The following is an 18,692-nucleotide window of genomic DNA, read 5'->3' as shown; positions in this document are numbered from 1 at the left end:
TGACGTCCTCTCCTCTCGCCCACGCCATGGCCTTGCCAATGGCCGCCACGGACAGGCTCGCCGCCTGCAACGCCCCCAGCGTCGCGTGCGACAGGGACAGGATTCGTTTGACGTGCAGGTCGTCCTCAAACACCTCCGTCAGAAACGCCCGCACCTGCTCTTCGTCAATGGCCACCTTGCGCGTCATGGTGGCCTCCTCTTGGCGCGGGTGCCAGCACCTTCGCACGTTGCGGCCAAGCAAGCGTGTGCTGATCAACTCGCTAAATGAGGAGTAACCGTTCACCGACTCAGCTGACGAGTGCGAGCTGAGGCGCGTCGGCGTGGGGTAGGAGCGACGGCCCTTGGTGTCCGCGCCGGTGCGCTGCGACGGTGTCGGTGAGGAAGCCGAGCACGTCACGGCCCTGCAGCTTGAGGCTCGTGGTGGCGGTGAAGACGCGCTCGACGAAGCGGCTGCCCTCCGGCCCCTGCGTGCCGAACGAGGTCTTCCTGTACATCACCAGCGGGCGGATGCTGCGCTCACCGAAGTTGTTTGTCGGCTCGAGGTGCGGCACGTCCACGAAGGTCCACAGGCACTTCTCCCAATGGAGAATCTCGCGGGCCATGCCAGCGGTCTTCTTCTCCGCGCGCACCGCGGCCTCTCGCAGGAGTCGGCCGACCCTGCGCTCCACCTTGCGCATGCGCCTCTCGAAGTCCGCGCGTTTCATCGTCCCGTCTCGGACCTGCCCGAGCCAGCGGAAGAAGCGGTTGCTCTCGCGCATCAGCTCCTCGCCGATGACGCTGCCCCGGCCTCCGCGGTCGATGAAGCCCTGGAAGTCTCGCGTCAGGTGAGCCCAGCACAGCTGCCGCAGGCCCGCGTCCAGCCACGCGTAGGCAGCCCACCTGTCGGTGGTGAGGAAGCCCGCGAAGTCCTTGCCGAGCAGGTGGCGGGCCACCTTGGCGCCGCGGCTCCTGGCGATGTGGAAGACGACGACGAGCGAGGTAGCCACCACCCACAGCCAGGCGCGTGCGGCGCGGCCGTCCTCACGCCCCTCGAAGAAGCCCGTCTCGTCCGCGTTCGCGGCACTCGCCGCGCGAACATGCCCGAGCGCCTCGGCGTGGGAGGGGGCGAGCGCCTCGGAGACTTCGGCCTCAAGGTTCGCCACGCTGCCCAAGGATACCTCGACGCCGAGCACGTCGCAGAGCGCGTCCTGCACCAGCCGCTTGGAGAGGCGGTACTTGCCCACCAGCAGCGAGGCGAGCGCGGCGAGGCGGTCGCCGAAGGCGCTCCGGGCGTGCGCGGGCACCTCTTCGCGCGTCACCACGCCGCAATCCGGACACTTGAGCGCGTGGCAGCGGTACTCGGTGACGACAGCGCAGAGGGGCGGCACCTCCACCACCTGGTGGCGCCTGGGCTCGGCCTCGTGGCCTCGCAGGCGGCCCTTGCAGCCGCGGCAGGTGCGGGGCACCAGGTCGACGAAGTGCTGCACGGCCTCGGGCGGCAGCAGGGCGCGCTCGTGCTTCTTGTGCCCGGGCTGCCCTCCGGCACGGCGGCCCGTGGGCTTCTTCTTCTGGCTGCGTGCGGTGCCCGGCGCGTCGGAGGAGGGCGGCTTGGAGGAGTTGCTCGAGTTCTGGTTGAGCCGCGCCTCCAATTCCGCCACGCGCGCGGTGAGCGCCTCCACCTTCTCTATCAGCATGGCGATGACCGCATCGCGCGCGGCCACCTGCGCCTCGAGCTCCCTGATGCGCACCTGCTGCGCCGCGATGAGCGCGTCCTTGGGGTCGAGCTCCGCCACGAGTGGAGGTGTCCCACGCCCAGCCGGCCACCGTCGAGCGCCCGCCTGCCCACCGTCCACCACTCAGCAGGCCCACCAACCAAGCCCAGGACGGTGAACGGTTACAATGAGGAGATCCTTCAGCATTCATGCTCCAGACGTAATCCTGAGGTAGGAATGAACAGGGCGGTGATGAATGGCAGCAGCCCTGCTCCAGCCGCTGTCCCGCGTTCCGTAACATCGGATGCCTTGCCTGGATGGCAGACGTCAGAGGTTCGAACAAGTCAGTCAATCACTTTTTGATGGCTTCTGCCCGGCCCCGGGAAATACCTGTCGCGGCGCAACGACTTTGGCGCCCATTGGTAGACTCTTGACGGTCCCGCAGGGTCAGTTTATTCCTGTTCATGACTCGGGCCGGAGGGGCCGACACGAGAAGGATTCAGGGGGCGAGTTATGTGTGGCCATGTCCATGCTCAACGAACCATGTGGATGGCGTTTCCGGCCCCTTTTTAGGCCGTGAGACCGCAATCCCTTCAGGAGTGGGCTCGTGATGCGTTTGGTGTCATCGCTCAAAGAGAGTAGTGATGGCTCGCCGACTTCCACGCAGTCCGTGCCGACTGGACTGGGAGAAGTGGAGCAGCCCATTCCCAGTCAGGATGCGGTTGATGTGCGCGGTGCGCTCCATCAGGCGCTGCCAGGCTTCATCCAGCCGGTGATCACGCTCATCTCAGGAAAGCCATACCAAGGAGAGCGCCCCCGGCGGTGGACCGCCGGAGGGCATGTCCTCCAGGCGTGGCTGCTGCTCCTGGCGGGGATGGTTATCTCCGCGGTGTCGCTGCGGGCCGGCGCCTATTGGGCCATTCCCATCGGCTGGGCCATGACGCTCTCGTGTGTCCGGAAGCTCCAGGTGGTGATCATGCATCATTGCTCCCACCGGAACGTCTTCAAGGACGCGCGCTGGGATTCCGTGCTGGGAACGACCATCTCCATCGTCCTCGTCGTCAAGGCGTTCTGGCAGTACCGCAAGGATCACGCGCTCCACCACAGCAATGAGCGGCTGCTCACCGCCTCCGATGAGACCATCCAGTTCCTGACCGGGTACTCGAACCTCGCGGCGGGGCTTCCCAAGAGGGACCTCTGGCGGCGTTTGCTGATCGGGCTGCTCTCGCCATTCTTCCACCTGCGCTGGCTGTTGGACCGGCTGGCCTCATGTTTCTGTTCGAAGCATACACCGCACAATCTGCTCGCATTCACGTTCTGGGGGTTGGTGCTCTGGGGCGTGGGGCGCGCGGGGCTCTGGCGCGAGTTCGTCGTTGCCTATGTAATTCCCGCGACGCTCCTATACAATATCAGCGCGACGCTTCGGTTGGCGGCCGAGCACCGGTTCCCGGACGACGCGACGTTGATGCTCGCGCGGGACAAACGCTTTGTCTGCCGCACCACCGTGGCCGTTTTCCTGGCCTCGCCCCCACCGGCCCCAGGCTCCCGGGTGGCTTGGCTGCGCTGGGGCGGGGAGATGGCGGCGCACCTGCTCGCGAGGGTCTGTGTCCTCGTCGGCGACACGCCCTGTCACGACTTCCACCATCGTCACCCCAACTCCCACGATTGGGTTGACTACATCCACGCGCGGGACGCGGATGCCGCGCTCGGCGCTCCTGGCTTCCCGGAGCCGTACCATGAGGAGTGGGGCCTGATCCGTGCCATCGATTGCAACCTCAAATCGATGAGCCTCACTCGCCGGATCGGCTGAGCACCGTTCGTCGTCCAAACCGTCAACGTCGTCCCGCCCGCGCTGGCGCGCGATGGCCTTTTCGTCCCTGAATGGATGGGCAGATGTCGATGCGAGATACCAATGCCTTTCGCCTGCCGGTGATAGAGCCGCCCGCCACGCTCCGGGACACGTTCCTCTGGAGCGTTGCCCAGGTTCCGGACTGCCCGGCGCTCCTGCTTGAAGAGCAAAGCTGGAGCTACGCCGAACTCGACGCCATGGCCCGGCGATGGGCGGGGCTTCTCCTGAAGGCCTCCGGTGGGATGCCGGCGCGGGTAGGCGTGCTCGCCGACCGTGGGCTCACGGCCTATGTCGGGATCCTGGCGAGTCTCTACGCCGGCGCGGCCTTCGTCCCCCTGAACCGGAAGTTCCCCGCCGTGCGCACCCGGACGATGCTCGAGCAGGCGGACGTCGATGTGGTGATCGTCGAGGCCGAGGCACTGCCGCAGGCGTGCGAGGTGGTCGCCGGGTGCACGCGGCCCGTCCCGCTGCTCGTCCCGGATGGAGAGGAGCGGTCCCTGTCGGAGGCCGTCATGTTCGGACCGGAGGCGCTCGCGAGCGCAGCGCCGCTGGTGACACTGCCCACTGCCACCCCCGAGGGGGGAGCCTACCTGCTCTTTACCTCGGGAAGCAGTGGGCAGCCCAAAGGCGTTCCCATCACCCACGCGAACGTGCTCGCGTTCCTCGGGGTCAATCGCGAGCGCTACGGGCTGACGCCCGCGGACCGGGTGAGCCAGACGTTCGACCTGACGTTCGATCTTTCGGTTTTTGATCTCTTCATGGCCTGGGGCGCGGGGGCGTGTGTCGTTCCTCTGAAATCCATCGAGCTGCTCGCTCCCGCTGAGTTCATCCGCAAGCGCGGTATCACGGTGTGGTTCTCGGTGCCCTCAGTCGCCGCGCTCTGCCAACGCCAGAAGCTCCTGGAGCCCGGCTCGATGCCCTCGCTCCGCTGGAGTCTGTTCTGTGGGGAGGCGCTGCCCGTAACCAGCGCGGAGGCCTGGCAGGAGGCGGCCCCCCACTCCGTGGTGGAGAACCTCTACGGGCCCACGGAGCTGACGATCGCGTGCGCGGCTTACCGGTGGGAGCCGGCCCGCTCTCCCGCGGAATGCGTGCAGGGGCTCGTTCCCATCGGGCAGCTCTATGAGGGGCTCACGGGGCGGGTCGTCGATGAGGCGCTGGTGGAGGTCGAGGAGGGCGTGGCCGGAGAGCTCTGCGTCGCGGGGCCGCAAACCTTCACTGGATACTGGCGGGCGCCACAGCTGACCCAGGAGCGGACGTTCGAGCGCGTGGGAGCGGATGGGCGGCTTCTGCGGTTCTATCGCACCGGTGACCTGGTGAAGCGGATGCCAGGGGGCGCGCTCGTGTACCTGGGCCGGGGTGATCACCAGATCAAGGTGGGGGGTTACCGCGTCGAACTCGGAGAGGTCGAGGCCGCCATGCGCCGCGCCGGATGTGTCGATGCGGTGGCCTTGCCGTGGCCTTCGGTCGCGCACCCCGAGGCCATCCTCGGGGTGGCGACGGGCTTGGTCGAACCGAAGCGCGTGCTGGAGGCCATACGGCAGCGGCTTCCCGTCTACATGGTCCCGCGGGTCATCACGGTGATCGAGGATCCGCCGCTGAACGCCAACGGGAAGATCCACCGCGGGGCTCTTCAAGAGCGCATCCACGAGCTGTGGAACCAGGGCCGGCGCGCGGACGTTCGGGGGGCCAGGGCCCTCTCATCCCTTCCATCTAGGATTGAGCCGTGATTCTAGCCAAGGCGAGCGAACAATCAGAAATGTTGGATGTCGAGGCGCTGATCGCCAGCGTCCTCCAACTCGACCCAGAGGCCGTCACCGACGAACTCGAGTACCAGTCCGTGGTGGAGTGGGATTCGCTCCAGCACGTCGTCCTCATGGTCGCGCTGGAGAAGGCGTCTGGCATCCGGATCAACGGGGAGCTGCGCGTCCAGCTCAGCTCGGTGAAGGCCATTCGCGAGTTCGTCCAGAGCGGCGTCCCTGGGCGATGCGCGCCGAAGGCGGTGAGGGTTGGTTCCGAACCCAAGGAGGGGTTGCAGGCCGTCCCCGCGGCCCCTCCGACGATTCACCGAGGGCTTGAGGGGGTGCACTTCGACCGGACGTCGATCGCGCGAATCGACGGGGAGCGGTCCGCTCTGGAGTACCGGGGCTATGCGATTCGCGACCTCGTGGAGCACTCGTCGTTCGAGGAGACGACGTACCTGCTCGTGATGGGGGAGCTGCCGGGCGCTGCCGCCCTCGCGGCCTTTCGCCGCGAGCTCGAAGAGGCGCGAGCGGTACCCGCCTCCGTGCTATCGATCGTGGGCTCACTTGCCAGCGCCCACCCGATGGAGGCGCTGCGGACCGGCGTCTCCGCCCTGGGCGCGCTGGATCCGGAGCGCGCTGATCATTCGAAGGAGGCAAGTCTCCGCAAGGGGGTGCGGCTGGTGGCGCAGATTCCCCTCCTCATCGCGGCCCATCAGGCCGCCCGTGAGCGGCGGCCCTTGCCGCTCGTGCCCCCGGGCATCTCGCACGCCAGCTACCTGCTCCACCTGGTGAGAGGGGAGGCTCCCAGTGCCCTGGATGAGCGCCTCATCGACACCGACCTCATTGTTCATGCCGATCACGGCTCGAACGCCTCCGCGTTCACGGCCCGGGTGGCGGTGGGCTGCCGCGCGGGAATGCACGCCGCGATCACGGCGGCCATCTCCGTCTTCGCGGGAACGATCCATGGCGGGGCCGCGGAGGCGGTCACCCAGGTGCTCGACGTCGTGGGGACTCCCGAGCGCGCACGTGCCTATGTTGCAAGTCAGTTCGAGCAGGGGCTGCCGGTGATGGGCTTCGGCCATCGGGTCTACCGGGGCGAGGACCCGCGGGTCGGTCCCCTCCGGGATGCCGCGCGGGAGGCGAGTTCCCGGAAGGGCGACATGCGGGGGTTCGAGATCATCACCGCGCTCGTGGAGGCGATGAAGCCGTATGCCCGCCATGGGATCGAGGCGAACGTCGACCTCTACGTCGGTCTGCTGTACCGGATGCTGGGCCTCTCCGATGAGCTCGCTGTTCCGATGTTCGTCGCGGGAAGGATCGCCGGCTGGGTGGCCCAGGCTCGGGAGCAGGAGTCGAACAACGTCTTGATCCGGCCCCTGCTCCACTACGTTGGCGCCGCCAGTCGCGCCCATCCCGGCCCTGGGGGACTGCCTTGAAGGGGACGTCGGACTTCCCGCACGCGGGTGTGTCGTACCGCCTGCATGACCTGCGCCTTCTCGCGGAGGATGCGGCCATCGACCTGTCGTCCGTCCCGTTCTCGGGGCGGGTGCTGATCGAGTCGCTCCTCCGCAACGAGTTTCGCGAGCTGGCGGTCATGTGCGCCCGGCGGCTGGCGGTCGGGGAGGAAGCCGGGATTGAGTTCGCGTTCCGGCCGGCGCGGTTGCTGCTGCAAGACTACACCGGGGTTCCGGCGCTCGTGGACCTCGCGGCGATGCGCGATCATGTCGCGGAGCGTGCCGGTGACCCGCGACGGATCAATCCGGTGGTCCGGACCGATGTGGTCATCGACCATTCGCTCCAGGCGGATGTCGCGGGCGTGCCCGATGCGCAGGAGCGCAATGAGCGCGAGGAGTTGCTTCGAAACGAGGAGCGCTTCGCGTTCCTGGGGTGGGCCTCCCGCTCGTTCGACCGCATGCAGGTGTTCCCCCCTGGCAATGGCATCGTCCATCAGGTCAACCTGGAGCGACTCGCTTCGGTCGTCACGACGGACGAGTCCGTGGAGGCGCCGCTGCTGCTGCCGGACACCGTGATTGGCACCGACAGCCACACCACGATGGTAAACGGCCTGGGCATCCTGGGATGGGGCGTCGGTGGGTTGGAGGCGGAGTCGATCATGCTCGGGGTGCCGGTGACGACCCGCGTGCCGCCCATCATCGGGGTCCGTCTGTCGGGGGAACTGTCCCCAGGCGTCACCGCGACTGACCTGGTCCTCACCCTGACGGAGCGCCTCCGCGCGGAGGGCGTCGTCGGCGCCTGGCTTGAGTTCACCGGTCCGGCACTGGGGCGGCTGTCCGCGACCGACCGGTGCACCGTCGCGAACATGGCGCCCGAGTATGGCGCCATGCTGGCCTTCTTCCCGGTCGATGCCCAGACGCTCCACTACCTGCGCCTGACGGGGAGGTCCGAGGAGGAGGTCGCTCGGGTCGAGGCCTACTGCCGCCATCAGGGGCTGCTCTGGGAGGAGGGGGCGCCGTCGCCTCGGTTCGGGCGCCTGCTCGAGTTCAATCTTGGCACGGTCGAAGCGTGTGTCGCGGGTCCCAGCGCTCCCCATCAACGGGTGTCGCTCGGTGACCTGCGCGGCTCGTTCGAACGCTTCGCTGGCGTGGAGGGCCCTGCTGCTCCCGGGCTGTCGGACGGTGCCATCGTGATTGCGGCGATCACTTCGTGCACGAACACCTCGAACCCGGCGTCGATGATCACCGCGGGGCTGCTGGCGCAGCGCGCGGTCGAGCGCGGGCTCCGGGTGCCCGCGCATGTCAAGACCAGCCTTTCTCCCGGGTCGCCCGCGGTGACGCGCTACCTGCGGGACGCGGGGCTGCTCGCGCCCCTCGAGGCGCTAGGCTTCCACGTCATCGGGTATGGTTGCACCACCTGCAACGGGGGGAGCGGTCCGCTCAAGAGTGACGTCGCGGAGCAGTTGGCGCGCTCAGGCGCCGTGCTGGCCGCCGTCCTCAGTGGCAACCGGAACTTCGAGGGGCGGGTCCACGTGGGGACCCGCGCGAACTACCTCGCTTCACCCGCGCTGGTGGTCGCGCTCGCCCTCGCGGGCAACGTCCGTGTGGACCTTGACCGGGAGCCCCTCGCCATCGACGCGGAGCGCCGCCCTGTTTCGCTGCGGGACCTCTGGCCGGATGGCGAGGAGGTCGCACGGCTCGTCGCCGCGAGCGTGCGCCCAGACGTCTTCACCTCCGGGGCGCGGCCGGCGTTGTTCGACACCGCGTGCCGGGGCGACGCTCCACTCGCGAGCGACGTCTTCAGCTGGAAGGAGACGTCCACCTATATCCGCAGGCCGCCGTACCTGTCCGGAAGCAGCCGCACGAGGACTGTGACGGACGCCCGCGTCCTCGTCGCGCTGGGGGACGACGTGAGCACCGATCAGATCTCCCCCGTGGGGGCGATCTCCGAGCGGTCTCCGGCGGGCCGCTATCTCTCCGAACGCGGGGTCCTGCCCGCGCGCTTCAATTCGTATGGCTCCCGGCGGGGAAATCACGAGGTCATGGCCCGGGGGACCTTCTCGAGCTCCGGGTTGAAGAATCTGCTCGTGCCAGGCCTCCGCGGCGGTGACACGGTACACCTTGCCTCGGGGCAGGTGATGCCGGTGTTCGAAGCGGCCCAGGCCTACCGTGCCACGGGCACGCCGCTCGTTGTCCTCGCGGGCCGCAACTACGGGATGGGATCCTCGCGAGACTGGGCGGCGAAGGGACCGTGGATGCTCGGGGTGAGGGCGGTGATCGCCGAGAGCTTCGAGCGGATCCACCGCTCGAACCTCATCGCCATGGGGATCCTGCCCATTGAGCTTGCGCCCGGCGGTCGTTGGCGAGACCTGGGCCTGACAGGCCATGAGCGCTTCAGCTTCGAGGACGTCCACTCACCCCGGGCCCGCGTCCACGTCCACGCGCGAGGTGAGGGCACCCTGTTCGAGTTCAAGGGAACCGCGCGGATCGAATCCGAGGGCGAGCTTGCGCTCTACCTTCACGGTGGAATGCTCCCTTATCTGCTGCATTCCCCAGCGCCCGGATCCCGGGCCCACGGTCTGGAGACGACATGAAGAAGCTACGCTGCGCCATCCTTGATGACTACCAGGACATCTCGACGAAGATCGCTGACTGGGCACCCCTGCGCGAGCAGTTGGACCTGGTGGTGTTCCGCGAGCATTTCTTCCAGCAGGAGGCGCTGGTCGCCGCAGTCGCTGATTGCGAGGTGATCGTGATCATGCGTGAGCGCACCCCCTTCCCGAAAGCGCTCTTCGAGAAGCTGCCCCGGTTGAAGCTGCTGGTGACGTCGGGAATGCGGAACGCGGCGATCGACATCGCCGCGGCGGCCGCGCACGGCGTGGCGGTGTGTGGAACGGCGAGCTCCTCCGAGCCCCCCGCGGAGTTGACGTGGGCGCTCATGCTGGCGCTCGCGCGCAACGTGGTGGGGGAGAACGCCGCGTTTCGTCGCTCGGGTCCCTGGCAGAGTTCCGTGGGGGTTGACCTCCAGGGCAAGCAGCTGGGCCTGCTCGGGCTTGGAAAGATTGGCAGCAAGGTCGCGAAGGTGGGGGCCGCGTTTGGAATGAACGTGGTCGCCTGGAGCCCGAACCTCACCGACGCGCGGGCCGCGGAGGTGGGGGTGACGCGCGCCGCGTCGAAGGAAGCCCTGCTGGAGACGAGCGACTTCGTTTCGATCCACCTCGTCCTCGGGGAGCGCTCACGTGGATTGATTGGACGTGCCGAGCTCGAGCGGATGCGGCCGACTGCTTTCCTGATCAACACGTCGCGCGCGCAGATTGTCGACCAGCCCGCGCTCGTCGAAGCGCTGAAGCGCGGGACGATCGCGGGCGCGGCGGTGGACGTCTTCGAGGTCGAACCGGTGCCGGAAGGGGACGTGTTGCGGACCCTGCCTACGCTGCTGGCGACGCCGCACTTGGGGTACGTCTCCCGGAACAACTACGCCACCTACTTCCGCGAGGCGGTCGAGGACATCCAGGCGTTCCTGGCCGGCGCGCCCATCCGCAAATTGAGTTGAACCGCAGGAGAGGAGCCTCAGATGGGAACGACCCTCAGGAAGATGAAGCTCGGAGCCTTCTTGCCTGCCCCCGGGCACCACGTCGCGGCCTGGCGGCATCCGGACGCGCGCGCGGACGGAGGACTGGACCTGGGCTACTACACCGCGCTGGCGCGCACCGCGGAGCGCGGCAAGTTCGATCTGATGTTCCTGTCGGATGGGGTCGGGGTGCGCACCCACTACCGGAACAGCGACGAACTGAGCCGTTGGGGGCGGATGGTGCACTTCGAGCCCCTGACGCTGCTCGCGGCGCTCGCGCCCTCGACCGAGCGGCTCGGGCTCACCGCGACGGTTTCGACCACCTACAACGAGCCATTCCACGTCGCGCGCAAGTTTGCCTCGCTCGACTTCCTCAGCCAGGGACGGGCGGGATGGAACATCGTCACCTCTTGCACCGACGCGGAGGCGAAGAACTTCAACCGCGACACCCAGCTCGATCATGCGACCCGGTACCGGCGGGCGCGTGAGTTCATGCAGGTCGTCACGGGCCTGTGGGACAGTTGGGAGGACGACGCCTTCCTCTACGACAAGGCGTCCGGGCGGTACTTCGATCCCGACAAGCTCCACATCCTGGGGCATCAGGGCGAGTTCTTCGGGGTCAAGGGGCCCCTGAATGTCGCGCGCTCGCCTCAGGGGTACCCCGTGCTCGTTCAGGCGGGGGCCTCCGATGACGGACAGGACTTCGCCGCGCAGTGGGGCGAGGTCATCTTCTCCGCGAGCCAGACGCTGACCCAGGCGCAGACCTTCTACCGGGGGGTGAAGGAGCAGGTCGCGCGCCACGGGAGGGATCCGGAGCAGGTCAAGATCATGCCCGGGGTGTTTCCGGTCGTGGGAAGGTCCCAGACGGAAGCGGAGGAGATGTACGGGAAGCTCCAGGAGGGCATCGACATGATTGTCGCGCTGGGCCTCCTGTCGGATCGCCTCGGGGGGATGGATGTCTCGGCGCTCCCGCTCGACGAGCCGTTGCCCGAGGTGACGGCGACCGAGCGCAGCAAGAGCCGCCAGCAGTTGGTCTACGAGCAGGCCCGTCGCGACAACCTCACCGTGCGGCAGCTCGCACTCGCCGTCGCGGGAGGGCGGGGCCACCGGGTCATCCTGGGCACCCCGGAGACAATCGTCGACCAACTCGAGGACTGGTTCATCCTCGACGGTGCGGATGGCTTCAACATCATGCCGCCTCACCTTCCGGACGGGCTCACCCGGTTCGTCGACCTGGTGATTCCCGAGCTTCAGCGCCGGGGGCTGTTCCGGCTGGAATACGAGGGGCGCACGTTGCGCGAGAACCTGGGCCTTCCCCGGCCAGCCCACCCCCGCGCCGGGCATGGGCACGCCCCGGACGTCCAGCGGTGCACCGGCTGAGGCGCCGCACCCCTCTTTTCTCCGCAACCTCACCCAACCCTGGTCGTGACATGCACCTTCGTCATCTTCGGACCCAGCTCGCGGCCATTTCGTTCGCGGCGTGGATCATCATTGGCGGCCAGTTCCTCGTGGGGCTTGGAAACGTCGGGCCCATCTTGTCCATCTTCTTCCAGGGGAGCCTCGAACTGCGGCTCCTGGAGATCAGCGCGTTGCTCAGCGTGCGGCTCTGGAGCCAGCGGGGCGGGGCGGTGTTCGCTGGGATCGCCGCGGACCACTTCGGGGCCCGCAGGACGATGGTGGCGGGCCTACTCATCCGAGGTGTTTCGAACGTCCTGCTCGCCGTGGCGACTGGCTTCCCGGGGCTGCTGCTGGGCGTGTTCCTCATGGGGGCCGGGTCGGCACTGTTCACCCCCGCGAGCAAGAAGGCGCTTCTGGGCGCCGCAGGGAAGGCGGACCCGGTGTTCCTGCTCTCGCTCCGCAACGCCTCGCGAAACCTTGGCTTCGCGGTGGGACCGACGGCGTGCCTGTTGATCGCGGCCTCGTCGATGCGGCTCGCACTGTTCCTCGCGGCCGCGACGTCGCTGGTGTTCGCGGTGGCGGCCCAGGGCTGGGCGCCCGCGGACGCGATGCGCGAGCACCGGACGTCCTGGCACCTCGCGGTCGCCGTGCGTGACCTCTCCAATCGGCGGGTCTTGCTGTTGTTCGGCGCGCTCGTGTTCTTCTTCGTGCTCTACACGCAGCTTGAGTTCACGGTCAGCCTCGTCGTCGAGGCTACCTATTCGCGCAGCGCCGTCGCGCTGCTCTGGATCAGCAACGCGATCGCCGTCGTGCTCCTTCAGCTCTGGCTGTCGGGGTGGATGGCGCGCAACGCGATCCACGTCGTGGTCGGTGGCGGGTTGGCGACGTTCGCACTCGCGTTCCTGCTCTTCGCCCTGAACCTGGGGCTGCCCGTGGTCCTGCTGGGCGTGTTCGTCTTCACCGTGGGAGAAATCGTGGTCGAACCAAAGGTCGATGATGAGCTCGCGCGGGCGCTCCCCTCCCGCTCGCTGGCGACGGGCTTCGGCCTGCTGGGCTTCGCGCTCTCCATCGGGGGAACGCTCGGGTACTACCTTGGAGGCCGGGCCCTGGACGTCGCCTCCAGCGCCACGCGCTACGCGCCGATGTGGTTGGCGTTCGGTGCGGTCGCGGCGCTGGGAGCGGCAACGGTCTTCATGACGTTCCGGAGCGCCTTCGCGCAGCCCCTGGGAGCGCCGTCCGGGGTGCCCGATGACGAGGTTGCGGGATGATGCAGCTCGACACGCTGGACACCGGACGGGGCATTCCGCTGACGCTCGCCGAAGCGCTCTCGCTGGAGCGGGAGGTTGCGCGACTCGCGGCCGGGAAGCGGCGCGGACCGCTCGCCCCGGTCGCCGAGTTCGAGTCGCGCAAGCGGGCGTTCGACTGGGTGGACCTGGGACAGACAGAGCTTCCGCTGGGCACGCTCTTCGAGGCCATCCGCCGGGTGCCTCGGCTGCGACCGCCGCGGACCGGCCACATCGGCAACTGGGAGGAGATCGTCCAGGGTCGTGCGGGGGCGCTCGACTTCAACAAAGCCATCGTGGATCGCGGACTGGGCTATCCGCTGATCTACTCGCTCACCCGCACGGAGGACCACGGCCTCGAGAATGGAGATACCGTCTACGTGCCGGGGTCCCTCGTTCATCAGGGCGCGCGGCGTGAGCTGCCGCTCTACACCTGGGACGGGGCCGACTTCGCGCGGCGAACACGTGAGGCTCCGCTGTTCACCCCCTTCGTGCTTGCCGAGGTCGACGGTGCGCGGATTCCGGTGGTCTCGCTCCACTGGCGGAAGCTCGAGCGCCACCCCGTTTTCCCCTTCGTGCAAGAGGAGACGTTCTTTCGCACGCACGAGCCCGCCGTGCGCGCGGCGCTGGAGGTGCTGCTGGAGGCGGCGCGCCACCAGAAGAACCCGCGCAATGCCTACTTCGATCTCATCAGCCATCAGATCGGCCTGGACGGGAGCATGCAGCGGGTGGGCGTCGAGCCGGAAGGCGCGGGCTACCGGATGGGGGAGGTGTTCTACGCGAGCGCCGCCGAGTTGGTGGACGCGAGCATGATTCCGTACCGGGCCGCGACCGACCCCATGGGGTTCGTCGCGAACGTCGCGTCGCTTCCCCAGTGGCTCCCCAGGCTTTCGGGGACGGTGACGACCCTGCTCCTGGCGATGCTGAACACGCACTACCCGGACGGGGCGGTTGACCGCGCGACGATGACCCGGCCTTTCAACCCGCACCTGCACTGGGGCGCCCGGGACATGGCCGGCTATCCGCCAGTGCGCCCCGGTTACTTCGCGCGGTCCTCATCCATCAAGAGCGCGCAGTGGATCTGTGACACGCTGATCAAGCACTTCCAAGACTTCGATCCGCTCCTCTTCGTCCTGGCGCCCGCGGCCGTGTTCATGCTCTGCCCGTCAAGCAGCCATCCCTGCGACGCGGAGCGGGTCGCCGACCTGTTCCACGCGCTCGCGGGGATTGCCCCACCCGGGGAAGCGTCACCCGAGGCTGCGATGGACCCGGTCCGCGAGGTCGTCCAGGGCTGGCTCGCGCGAAGCCGCCCGGAGCTCTCCTCCTACTTCCTGAGCCGGTTCCATCCGCGCCGGGGGCTTGCCCAGGACGGCGAGGTGCCGGCCCACAGCGACGTCGTCGAACCCGAGGGTTTTCGCGGGCTGAGCGTGGCGCAGGCCTGTCGGGTGGTGGGTGCGCTGGTGCAACTGCTCGAGCCCCCACGTTCCCCGAACTCCCCTTCATCCCCGGAGTGAATCCATGTCCCAGTCCAAGGCAAAGCGAATCTTGATCGTCGGCGGTGGCGCCGAGGGCCTCGATGTCCTCGAGAAGGCTCATGCACTCGGCCTGAACGTCGTCTGCATCAACAAGAAGAAGCACTTTCGTGAGGCGTTCCTCCCGTACGTCGAGCACGTCGTGCTGACCGACTACGAGCACGTCGAGAACCTGGTGGCCATCGCGCGCGGCCTCCACCAGCTCTTCCCGCTCGATGGGGTGATCTCCCTGACCGAGGCGTCCCTGCTTCCGACCGCCTACGTCTGCGAAGCCCTGGGGCTGCGAGGCAACACGGTGGAGTCGGTGCGGCGGCTCAAGGACAAGGTGTCGATGCGTCGGCGCCTCGACGAGGTGGGGCTGAGCCCGGTGGTGGCGCGGGTGGGCGAGCGCATCGAGGACATCCACGCGTTCGTCGCTGAGCATGGTCTGCCGTTCGTGATGAAGCCCACCGACGCCGCAGGCAGCCTGGGCATCTTCAAGATCTTCAAGCCCTCGCAGATCGCCCCGGCCTGGGAGGCCTTCCAGCAGTTGGCGCTGCCGCGCTTCCTGCTCGAGGAGTTCCTCGACGGGCCGGAGATCAGCGTGGAGACGCTGAGCTTCCACGGGCGTCATGTGATGGTGACCGCGACCGACAAGCTCATCACCGAGGACACCTGCGTCGAGATCGGCCATGCGGTGCCCGCGCCGCTCGACGCGGGCACCCGCGAGGAGGTGTACGCGCTCGTGCGCGCATTCCTGGATGCCATGGGGTTGAAGGAAGGTCCGGCGCACACGGAGCTCAAGCTGACGAAGAAGGGGCCCCGGATCGTCGAGGGCCACAACCGCAACCCGGGTGGGCGCGTCACCGAACTGGTGACCCTGGCCTGCGGGGTGGACATCAAGTCCACCGCGCTCGCCTGGGCCTGCGGCATGGGTGAGCCGCTCGCGGAGCTGCCCGCTCCGAAGGGAGGCGCGGCCATCCGCCACGTCCAGCCCATCCCCGGGACGGTCCGGGAGATCTCCGGCATCGAGGCCCTGAAGCAGGAGGAGGGGTTCGTGGATGTGCGGGTGCTCGTGAAGGTGGGAGGCCGGGTGAACCCGATGAGGTCGGGCGAGGATCGCATCGGGCACGTCATTGCTCGCGGCGCGACGGTCCAGGAGGCGATCCTCCGCGGCGAGCAGCTGGCCTCGCGGGTGAGGATCACCACCGAGCCGGAACGCGTGGTGGCCGCCTGATGCGACTCTCGTACCGGACGCTCCAGCTCACGCTGCACGAGCCCTTCGCGACCCACAAGGAGGTCAAGCCGGCGAGGGTGCCGAACATCCTCGTCACCTTGGAGTGGGAGGGGCTGCGAGGCGAGGGGATCGCGGTGCCGGCGAAGGACTACGGCATGAGCGACGCCTCGCTCGTCGCGGCGCTCGACAGGTTCTCGCCCGTGCTTGCGCGGTCGAGCCCTTTCACTGTCGAGCAGACCGTGGCGGAGCTAGTCGAACTCGCGGGCGACCAGCCCTCGGCCGTCGCCGCCGTCGACATGGCCTTGCACGATCTGCTTGGCAAGGCAGCGAAGCTGCCCCTCTTCAAGCTCCTGGGGCTTGGAGGGCTTCCGCTGGCCGCGACCGGGCTCACCCTGGGGCTGATGACGGCGGACGCGGCCCGCGAGAAGGCGCACCGCCTTTCGGCGTGGCCGCTGCTCAAGCTGAAGCTGGGACAGGTCCCTGACTTCGCCGCCGTCGAGGCGGTGCGTGCGGTATACGCCGGCACCATCGCGGTGGATGGCAACGGAGCCTGGAGTGCGGACGAGGCGCTTCGCGTGGCCGAGCGGCTGGCGCGCTCGAGCGTGGCGCTCCTCGAGCAGCCGGTGGCGCCAGGTGCGGTGGAACAGCTGCGGTACGTCCGCGAGCGCTCGCCGATTCCCATCGTGGCGGACGAGGACTGCACCGGACCCGAGAGCGTGGTCCGTCTGGCGGGCTGCGTCGACGGCGTGAACATCAAGCTGCTGAAGGCGGGGGGCCTCCGGCGCGCGATGCGGATGATCCTGCTGGCCCGCTCCCTGGGGATGAAGGTGATGCTAGGGTGCAAGATCGAAAGCACGTTGAGCATCACCGCGATGGGCCACCTCGCGGGGCTGGCTGACTGGTCCGACCTCAACGGGCACCTGCTCGTCGCGGATGATCCCTTCCAGGGGATGCAGTTGGAGGCGGGGCGGATGACGCTTCCGGAGGCGGTGCCCGGGCTTGGTGTGCATGCGCTGGCCGGGCGATGACGGAGCCCCGGATCGAACTCGTCGACGTCTTCACGAAGACACCGGGGCGCGGTAATCGCGCGGCGGTCGTGCTCGACGCTGGCGGGCTCACGACCGAGCAGATGCAGGCGATCGCGACCGCCGCGCCCGCAACCGAGACGGCATTCGGGATTGCTCCCACGCAGCAGGCGGAGCACGACCTGGAGGTGCGCTACTTCTCGAAGACCTGCGAGCTGCCCCTCTGCGGCCATGCGACCATCGGCTTCCACTATGTCCGGGCACGGCGTCTGGGATTGGACAGCCAGCAACTCAGGGTGAAGACGGGGGCGGGCCTCCTGCCCATCACCATCGAGCGGGGGGAGGACGATCATCGCATCGTGATGACCCAGGGGACACCACGCGTGGTGGGCGAGCTGACCTTGACGCAGCGGCGCCTGCTGCTCGAAGCGCTCGGGCTCGGCGAGGAGCACCTGGTGGCGGGGCTGCCGCTCCAGGGGGTGACGACCGGGCACGCCAAAGTGCTGGTCGCCATCAACAGTCATGCGGCCCTCGCGGGTCTGCGCCCGAACCGGGAGCTGCTCATCGCGCTCAGCAAGGAACTCTGCATCGGCGGCTTCTTCGTGTTCACGCTGGACCGCCAGGTGCCGGAGGTCCTCTACCACGGCCGGATGTTCGCGCCCGCGACCGGTGTGGACGAGGATCCGGTCACCGGCAACGCGAATGGCCCCGCAGGGTTCTATCTGGCGAGCCAGGGGCTGTTCCCGACGCCTCGGGAGGGCGAGGCCCGCTATGAAGCGCTCCAAGGCGAAGCCATGGGCCGGCCCGGGAGGATCCAGGTGCTCCTGACACTCGCCGGAGGGAAGGTCGAGCGGGTCCGCATCACTGGCGACGCGGTGCTGTTGGACGGATGCACGGGGAACCGGGCACTTTGAAGTTGCCCCGGTTTCGTGGGGTCCCATCCGCTGTGCAGTGGCAAGAGTTCGCCCGTGGGTGGGCGTGATCCGCTTTCGTGGACAGGTTGACTATGCCGCCGCCCGTTCGAACTCGGCCGGCGCAACGTAACCGATTGCCGAGCGCATGCGTTGCTGGTTGTAGAAGACCTCGATGTCGTCGAACAGCTTCACCTTCGCGTCGCTGGCGCTCTGGAAGGACCCACCCAGCTCGTTCTTGAGCGTGCTGAACCAGCTCTCCATGGCCGCATTGTCGTAGCAGTTGCCCCGGCGGCGCATGCTGCAGCGCAGGCCGTGCTGCTGCAGGCCACGCGGGTAGTCCTCGCTGGCGTAGGTGCAGCCCTGGTCGGAGTAACGCGCCACCTGCAGCCATCGGCACAGCAGACGGATGGAGAAGTGCGCCTGCTCCGCACGGATGAACTCGAACTTCACCCGTTCTCCTTCGCGGTGTAGGCCACCCATTTCTTAGCAGCGTTCGCTCCATCTCCAGCTCGCGCACCTGCTTGCGCAGCTTCGTGAGCTCTTGCCGCTCCGCGCTCGTCAGCGCCCCGGGCTTGCCCTTGCATCTATCCGCCCGAGCCTGCTCAGCCCAGGTCCTCAGCGCCGACAGCGTCAGGTCGAGGTCCCTGGCCACCTGGGAGACCGTCTTGCCTTCCTCAAGGACCAGCCGGACAGCCCCTGCCGTTGAACTCTTCCGTGTAGCTGCGCCGGGGGCGGCGCTTCTTCTTCTCTTCCACCATGTTGGACACCGTATCCGCCTCTTCGTTGGTGTCCACTGAAGCGGATCATGCCCACGAAGCCGCTCTCGTCGGAGTAGCGTCGCAGCGCCGTGGCCATCGTCTCCATCGCGTGGACTCCCTCGCAGCGGGCGCAGCTGCCCCGCAGGTTCGCAAGGAGTCTGACGCGGAGCCCTCCGTGCCGCACGTCGCCTCCGAGGAGAGGCATCAGGCCCGGCGATGCGCGCGGGGGACCGGTGCTCATGCTCCGTCTTCGGGTGTG

At 68.1% G+C, this 18,692-nt stretch carries 12 protein-coding genes and 2 pseudogenes; 11 read left to right on the top strand and 3 right to left on the bottom strand.

Annotation, left to right across the window (positions count from 1 at the left end; all coding sequences use genetic code 11):
- Nucleotides 1-187 (bottom strand): annotated as a pseudogene (locus U8525_RS32835) (IS4 family transposase); the annotation flags it as partial.
- 100 nt (nucleotides 188-287) lie between these two features.
- A complete protein-coding gene (locus U8525_RS32830) occupies nucleotides 288-1,772 on the bottom strand; it encodes an IS66 family transposase (RefSeq protein WP_374270677.1) in 1,485 nt (494 codons plus the stop codon).
- Nucleotides 1,773-2,298: 526 nt separating this feature from the next.
- On the opposite strand from U8525_RS32830, the gene U8525_RS32825 reads away from it, so the two are divergent.
- From U8525_RS32825 to U8525_RS32775, 11 genes are all read left to right on the top strand, one after another.
- On the top strand, nucleotides 2,299-3,501 hold the full coding sequence (locus tag U8525_RS32825) for a hypothetical protein (protein ID WP_374270676.1): 1,203 nt from the start codon (nucleotides 2,299-2,301) through the stop codon (nucleotides 3,499-3,501).
- Between the two features lie 83 nt (nucleotides 3,502-3,584).
- On the top strand, nucleotides 3,585-5,267 hold the full coding sequence (locus U8525_RS32820; RefSeq protein WP_374270675.1) for an amino acid adenylation domain-containing protein: 1,683 nt from the start codon (nucleotides 3,585-3,587) through the stop codon (nucleotides 5,265-5,267).
- Complete coding sequence (locus tag U8525_RS32815) at nucleotides 5,264-6,718, top strand: citrate/2-methylcitrate synthase (RefSeq protein WP_374270674.1); 1,455 nt, start codon at nucleotides 5,264-5,266, stop codon at nucleotides 6,716-6,718. Before U8525_RS32820 ends, U8525_RS32815 begins: the two co-directional genes overlap by 4 nt.
- Nucleotides 6,715-9,330, top strand: coding sequence for an aconitate hydratase AcnA (gene acnA / locus U8525_RS32810; protein ID WP_374270673.1), 2,616 nt, complete (start codon nucleotides 6,715-6,717; stop codon nucleotides 9,328-9,330). The genes U8525_RS32815 and acnA overlap by 4 nt, the downstream gene beginning before the upstream one ends.
- Nucleotides 9,327-10,289, top strand: a complete 963-nt coding sequence (locus U8525_RS32805; protein ID WP_374270672.1) for a D-2-hydroxyacid dehydrogenase family protein — start codon at nucleotides 9,327-9,329, stop codon at nucleotides 10,287-10,289. Before acnA ends, U8525_RS32805 begins: the two co-directional genes overlap by 4 nt.
- Nucleotides 10,290-10,310: 21 nt before the next feature.
- Nucleotides 10,311-11,687, top strand: a complete 1,377-nt coding sequence (locus U8525_RS32800) for an LLM class flavin-dependent oxidoreductase (RefSeq protein ID WP_374270671.1) — start codon at nucleotides 10,311-10,313, stop codon at nucleotides 11,685-11,687.
- A gap of 50 nt (nucleotides 11,688-11,737) precedes the next feature.
- Nucleotides 11,738-12,973 carry an MFS transporter gene (locus U8525_RS32795; protein ID WP_374270670.1) on the top strand — a complete coding sequence of 412 codons (1,236 nt, stop codon included), beginning with the start codon at nucleotides 11,738-11,740 and terminating at the stop codon, nucleotides 12,971-12,973.
- Complete coding sequence (locus U8525_RS32790) at nucleotides 12,970-14,502, top strand: DUF6025 family protein (protein ID WP_374270669.1); 1,533 nt, start codon at nucleotides 12,970-12,972, stop codon at nucleotides 14,500-14,502. Before U8525_RS32795 ends, U8525_RS32790 begins: the two co-directional genes overlap by 4 nt.
- A gap of 4 nt (nucleotides 14,503-14,506) precedes the next feature.
- Nucleotides 14,507-15,736, top strand: coding sequence for an ATP-grasp domain-containing protein (locus tag U8525_RS32785; RefSeq protein ID WP_374270668.1), 1,230 nt, complete (start codon nucleotides 14,507-14,509; stop codon nucleotides 15,734-15,736).
- The gene (locus U8525_RS32780) at nucleotides 15,736-16,764 is read left to right on the top strand and encodes a dipeptide epimerase (RefSeq protein WP_374270667.1); all 1,029 of its coding nucleotides are present in this window, start codon (nucleotides 15,736-15,738) and stop codon (nucleotides 16,762-16,764) included. Before U8525_RS32785 ends, U8525_RS32780 begins: the two co-directional genes overlap by 1 nt.
- Complete coding sequence (locus U8525_RS32775) at nucleotides 16,761-17,675, top strand: PhzF family phenazine biosynthesis isomerase (protein ID WP_374270666.1); 915 nt, start codon at nucleotides 16,761-16,763, stop codon at nucleotides 17,673-17,675. The genes U8525_RS32780 and U8525_RS32775 overlap by 4 nt, the downstream gene beginning before the upstream one ends.
- Before the next feature lie 90 nt (nucleotides 17,676-17,765).
- Here U8525_RS32775 and U8525_RS32770 read toward each other — a convergent pair.
- Nucleotides 17,766-18,433, bottom strand: a pseudogene (locus tag U8525_RS32770) (transposase).
- Nucleotides 18,434-18,692: the final 259 nt, after the last annotated feature.

The organism is Corallococcus sp. RDP092CA (assembly GCF_041903675.1).
GTDB lineage: Bacteria > Myxococcota > Myxococcia > Myxococcales > Myxococcaceae > Corallococcus.
This window is presented reverse-complemented; position numbering and strand designations above follow the sequence as displayed.